The sequence below is a fragment of the Saccharomonospora halophila 8 genome (genome assembly GCF_000383775.1).
Taxonomy (GTDB): Bacteria; Actinomycetota; Actinomycetes; order Mycobacteriales; family Pseudonocardiaceae; genus Saccharomonospora; species Saccharomonospora halophila.
Genome location: NZ_KB912543.1, coordinates 6,330 through 11,524, shown reverse-complemented (window position 1 = coordinate 11,524; position 5,195 = coordinate 6,330). Strand labels below are relative to the sequence as shown.

General features: G+C 72.6%; 5 protein-coding genes and 1 pseudogene. 2 read left to right on the top strand and 4 right to left on the bottom strand.

Annotated features, from left to right (window positions below; genetic code table 11):
- A partial coding sequence (locus SACHA_RS0110630) for a lysophospholipid acyltransferase family protein (protein WP_019809545.1) occupies positions 1–513 on the top strand: 513 nt, incomplete at its 5' end.
- 46 nt (positions 514–559) lie between these two features.
- Here the strand turns inward: SACHA_RS0110630 and SACHA_RS0110625 are convergent.
- The 4 genes from SACHA_RS0110625 to thyX all read right to left on the bottom strand — a co-directional run bounded on the left by SACHA_RS0110625 (position 560) and on the right by thyX (position 4,732).
- The gene (locus SACHA_RS0110625) at positions 560–2,188 is read right to left on the bottom strand and encodes a ribonuclease J (protein WP_019809543.1); all 1,629 of its coding nucleotides are present in this window, start codon (positions 2,186–2,188) and stop codon (positions 560–562) included.
- 113 nt (positions 2,189–2,301) lie between these two features.
- Positions 2,302–3,327, bottom strand: coding sequence for a 4-hydroxy-tetrahydrodipicolinate synthase (dapA, locus tag SACHA_RS0110620; RefSeq protein ID WP_019809541.1), 1,026 nt, complete (start codon positions 3,325–3,327; stop codon positions 2,302–2,304).
- A 250-nt stretch (positions 3,328–3,577) separates the two neighbouring features.
- On the bottom strand, positions 3,578–3,976 hold the full coding sequence (locus SACHA_RS0110615) for an ACT domain-containing protein (protein WP_019809539.1): 399 nt from the start codon (positions 3,974–3,976) through the stop codon (positions 3,578–3,580).
- Positions 3,977–3,979: 3 nt separating this feature from the next.
- Positions 3,980–4,732, bottom strand: a complete 753-nt coding sequence (gene thyX, locus SACHA_RS0110610) for an FAD-dependent thymidylate synthase (protein ID WP_019809537.1) — start codon at positions 4,730–4,732, stop codon at positions 3,980–3,982.
- Between the two features lie 158 nt (positions 4,733–4,890).
- On the opposite strand from thyX, the pseudogene SACHA_RS21485 reads away from it, so the two are divergent.
- A pseudogene (locus SACHA_RS21485) lies at positions 4,891–5,195 on the top strand (toxin-antitoxin system HicB family antitoxin); the annotation flags it as partial.

Below are 5,195 nucleotides of genomic sequence, written 5' to 3'. Positions count from 1 at the left end.
GGGCACCTGCGGGTCGACCGGGGGTCCGCCTCGGCGGTGACCCAGTTCGCCGAGGCCGCCGAGGCGCTGCGCGCCGCACGGTCGCCGATCGTCGTCTACCCGGAGGGCCGCATCAGCCACGACCCCGGGCTGTGGCCCGAACGGGGCAAGACCGGGGCCGCCCGGCTGGCACTGACCGCCGGGGTTCCCGTGGTCCCGATCAGCCAGTGGGGTGCCCACGAGGCCGTGTACTGGGGCACCGAGACGGTGCGCGGCGCGGCCGACCTCGTGCCGCTGGCCCGTTCCGGCCTCACCTCACCGCTGCGCAGACCGACGTTCCGGGTGCACTTCGGCGAACCGGTGGACCTGTCCCCCTACGCGGCGGGCCGCCCCGGCGACGCGGTGAAGGCGCACGCGGCGATCATGCGGGCGATCACCGCCGGGCTGGTGCCGCTCCGGACGGACGAACCGGACCGGCCCCGGTTCCACGACCCCACCCGGCCCACGGACGGCCACAGCCCGTGGCGCCCGTGAGCCGCCCCGGCCGACGGTGTCCGCAAGGGCCGGGCGGGCACGGTCGTCAGACCGGGATGACCGTCGGCACGATCATCGGCCTGCGCCGGTAGGTCTCGCCGACCCACCGGCCCACCACCCGGCGCACCGCCTGGGCGATCTGGTGGGCGTCGACGATGCCCTCCGACTCGGTGCGGGACAGCTCCATCTCCACCAGCCCGGCCACCTCGTCGAGCGCCTTCGGGTCGTCGGAGAACCCCCGGCCGGACAGGGTCGGCCTGCCCATCGCCCGCCCGGTGGTCGAGTCGACCGCGACCGTGATCGCGATGAACCCGCCCTCGCCGAGGACGAGCCGGTCGGACAGGGTCGACTCGCCCACGTCCCCGACCGACAGGCCGTCGACGTAGACCATGCCGACCTCGACGCGGCCGCTGACCGTCGCCTGCCCGTCGACCAGGTCGACCACCACGCCGTCCTCGGCGAGCACCACGTTCTCCTCCGGCACGCCGGTGCGCACCGCGAGCGCCGCGTTGGCCCGCAGGTGACGCCATTCGCCGTGCACCGGCATCACGTTGCGCGGCCGGACCGCGTTGTAGAGGAACAACAGCTCGCCCGCCGGCGCGTGTCCGGAGACGTGCACCTGGGCGTTGCCCTGGTGAATCACCTCGGCGCCGAGCCGCACGAGCCCGTTCATCACCCCGAACACGGCGGTCTCGTTGCCCGGGATCAGCGAGCTGGCCAGCACGACCGTGTCGTTCTCCCGGATCGAGATCTGCTTGTGCTCGCCGCGCGCCATCCGGGACAGCGCCGACAGCGGCTCCCCCTGCGATCCGGTGGAGACGAACAGGACCTTCGTCTCGGGCAGGGTGACCGCCTCGTCGAGATCGATCAGCAGTCCCTGCGGGATGTTCAGCAGCCCCAGATCGGCCGCGATCGTCATGTTGCGCACCATCGACCGGCCCACCAACGCCACCCGGCGCCCGTGCCGCTGCGCCGCGTCGAGGACCTGCTGGACCCGGTGCACGTGGCTGGCGAAGCAGGCCACGATGACCCGCTGGTGCACCCGGGCGATCACGTCGTCGAGCACCGGGCCGATGTCACTCTCCGGGGTGACGAACCCGGGCACCTCGGCGTTGGTGGAGTCGATGCACAGCAGGTCGACACCGGACTCGCCCACCCGGGAGAACCCGGCGAGATCGGTCAGCCTGCCGTCCAGGGGAAGCTGGTCCAGCTTGATGTCGCCGGTGTGCAGCACCGTGCCCGCCGGGGTGCGCACCGACAGTGCCAGCGCGTCCGGGATGGAGTGGTTGACCGCGAAGAACTCCAGCTCGAACGGACCCACGGTGCGGGTCTGTCCCTCGGCGACCTCGTGCAGCACCGGCTTCTGCCGGTGCTCCCTGCACTTGGCCGAGACTAGCGCGAGCGTGAATCGGGAACCGTGGATCGGCAGGTCCGGCCGCATCCGCAGCAGGAACGGCACGGCCCCGATGTGGTCCTCGTGCCCGTGGGTGAGCACCAGCGCGTCGATGTCGTCGAGCCGGTCCTCGATCGCGCGGAAGTCGGGCAGAATCAGATCGACGCCGGGCTGGGCGTCCTCCGGGAAGAACACCCCGCAGTCGACGATGAGCAGCCTGCCGCCGTACTCGAAGACGGTCATGTTCCGTCCGACCTCGCCGATGCCACCGAGCGCGACCACCCGCAGGCCGCCCTCGGGCAGGGGTGGCGGCCGGTGGGTCGGTCCCGGCCCGGCGGGGGTGGTCCGCGCCGGGGGCCTCGCGGCGTCGGTGGGCTGCTGTGGGGGGTTTCCGGTCACGGGTGGATGGTCCCAACGCTCGTGTGGGTGGTGGGGGTGACGTAGGCCGCCGCCGAGTCGGCCTGGGCCACCCGGTTGCTCGCCCAGTCGCTGGTCGGCGACATCTCCAGGGGCACACCGGCCTGGGTCAGGTCGGCCGCGATGGCGCGCACCTGCTCGTCCGAGGCGGGCACCATCGGCAACCGGGGGTCGCCGACCTCGTAGCCGCGCAGCCGCAGGGCCGTCTTGGCGAACACGACCCCGCCGACCCGGGAGAACGCACGGAACACCGGCAGCATCCCGCGGTGGTTGGTGCGGGCGGTGGAGGTGTCGCCGTCCTCGTACGCCTCGATCATGGCGCGGATCCGGCCGGCGACGACGTGCCCGATGACGCTGACCACGCCGGTGGCTCCGACGGACAGCCAGGGCAGGTTCAGCGCGTCGTCGCCGGAGTAGTAGGCCAGGTGCGTGTTGGCGATGACCTCGCTGCCCGCCAACAGGTCACCCTTGGCGTCCTTGACCGCGAGGATGCGCGGGTGCTCGGCGAGTCGGCGCAGGGTGTCCACCTCGATCGGCACGATCGAGCGCGGGGGGATGTCGTAGAGCATCACCGGCAGGTTCGTCGCGTCGGCCACCGTGGTGAAGTGCGCGTACACCCCGGCCTGCGTCGGCCGCGAGTAGTAGGGGGTGACCACGAGGACGCCGTGCGCGCCCGCCTTCTCGGCCTGGCGGACCAGTTCCACGCTGTGCGCCGTGTCGTAGGTTCCCGCACCGGCGACGACGGTCGCGCGGTCGCCGACGGCCTCCACCACGGCGCGGATGACGTCGGCCTTCTCGTCGTCGCGCGTGGTCGGGCTCTCCCCGGTGGTGCCGTTGACGACGAGGCCGTCGTTGCCCAGCTCCAGCAGGTGCACGGCGAGTTCCTGCGCCCGCTTCAGGTCCGGGGCGCCCTCGGCGGTGAACGGCGTGACCATGGCGGTGAGCACGCGGCCGAACGGTCTGCCCGGCGCGGCGGTGGGCGGAGTGGGCGGTTCGATCGACATGGACCCGACGGTACCTGTTCGATCCGGCGCCCACCGTGCCGACCACCGCCCCGCGGGGATCCGCCGCCCACCCGCGAATGGGGCGCAGATCTGCCGGTCACCGGACGGGCACGCGGGAAGTTCTGCGGCCCGCCGCCTACCGGACGTGGAGGCCGCCGCAGCCATCCCCTCGTCCGCGGCGTCCCGATGCTAGCGACACCACTGTGGGGGACAGCGACCACCGGTGTCCCGACAATCGATGTGCGGGCCGTCACCCGCCGTGGACGTCGTGTCCCGCCTCGCGCAGTGCGACGAGCGCGCGGTCGAGGTCCTCGCCCCGGACGAGCACGTGGTCGGTGTCGTAGGTGGACAGGGCGAACAGCGTCACCCCCGCGGCGGCCAGCTCACCCGCCAGCGCGGCCATGATCCCGGTCAGGGTGAACGAGAGCGGCCCCCGCACGGTGAGCAGGCGCCACCCGTGCTCCACCCGGGCATCCTCCGGCGCCGCCGCGGCCGTGCACACCACGGACAGCTCCGCGTCGGTCCGGGTCACCGAGACCAGCCCGGATCCGGGCCCCGGGTCGAGCAGGGCCGCGGGCACGGGTGCGGAGGGGTTCAACCGCGCGACGACGTACTCCCCCGGCCGCACGTCCACGGCAAGCTTGCGCACGCCTCAGCCCTCGGCGACCCGGGGGCTGGACGCCACCTCGGTGCCGTCCGGCATCGTCGAGATCGTGAAGTCGGCGAAGGCGTTCTCGGCCACCTTCTGCAGTTGCCGCAGACACTCGACGGCGAGCGCGCGGATCTCGACGTCGGCGTGCTCGGTGGCGCGCATCGCGATGAAGTGTCGCCACGCGCGATAGTTGCCGGTCACCACGATGCGGGTCTCGGTGGCGTTGGGCAGCACCGACCGCGCCGCCTGGCGGGCCTGCTTGCGGCGCAGGGTGGCGCTCGGCGCGTCGGCGAACTTGTCCTCCAGCGCGGCGAGCAGATCGTTGTAGGCCCGCACACCGGCGTCGGCGGCGGCGAGGAACTTCTCGTGCAGCTCGGGGTCGTCGGCGATGACGTCGGGCTCGACGATCGCCGCGTCCCGCTCGGGGACATAGCGCTGGGACAGCTGCGAGTAGGAGAAGTGCCGGTGCCGGATCAGCTCGTGGGTGAGCGAGCGGGAGATCCCGGTGATGTAGAAGGTCACGCTGGCGTGTTCGAGCACGGACAGGTGCCCGACCTCGATGATGTGGTCGAGATACCCGGCGTTCGTCGCCGTCCTCGGGTTCGGCTTGCTCCACGACTGGTAGCACGCCCGCCCCGCGAACTCGGCGAGTGCCTGCCCTCCGTCGGCGTCGGTCGACCAGGACACATCGTCCGGTGGGACGAACTCCGTCCTCGCGATCAACCGCACCTGGGGTTTCACCGTCTCGGCCACGTCCGACTCCCTCCTGATACGCGCCCGGCCAGCGTATCGCCCGGGGTCCGCGCCGGTCGGACGGGCACCACACCACCCCTGCGACGACACCGCGAAGACACCACCACGAAGGCGCGCGGCCTCTTGTCGGACACCACCATTGGTGTCATCGTGATGTCATGGATCTGAATCCGTACCTGGACACCCTCCGGGAGAACCTCGCGACCACGGCCTCCGCCGGGGACGAACAGCTCCAGCGCGCGGCGGCGGTGCTGTCGGCGGCGCTGGAGCCGGCAGCCCGGCTGGCACTGATGAACGCGCTGTCCGATCTCGCCGCGGAGGTGACGGCGGAGCTGCCCGGCCACGTCGTCGACGTGCGGCTCGACGGCCGGGACGTCCGGGTCGTGGTGGACACCGTCGCCCCGGCCCACCCGGCGGACACCGACGACAGCCCCGACGCGGGGAGCACGCGGGCCAGGGGCGT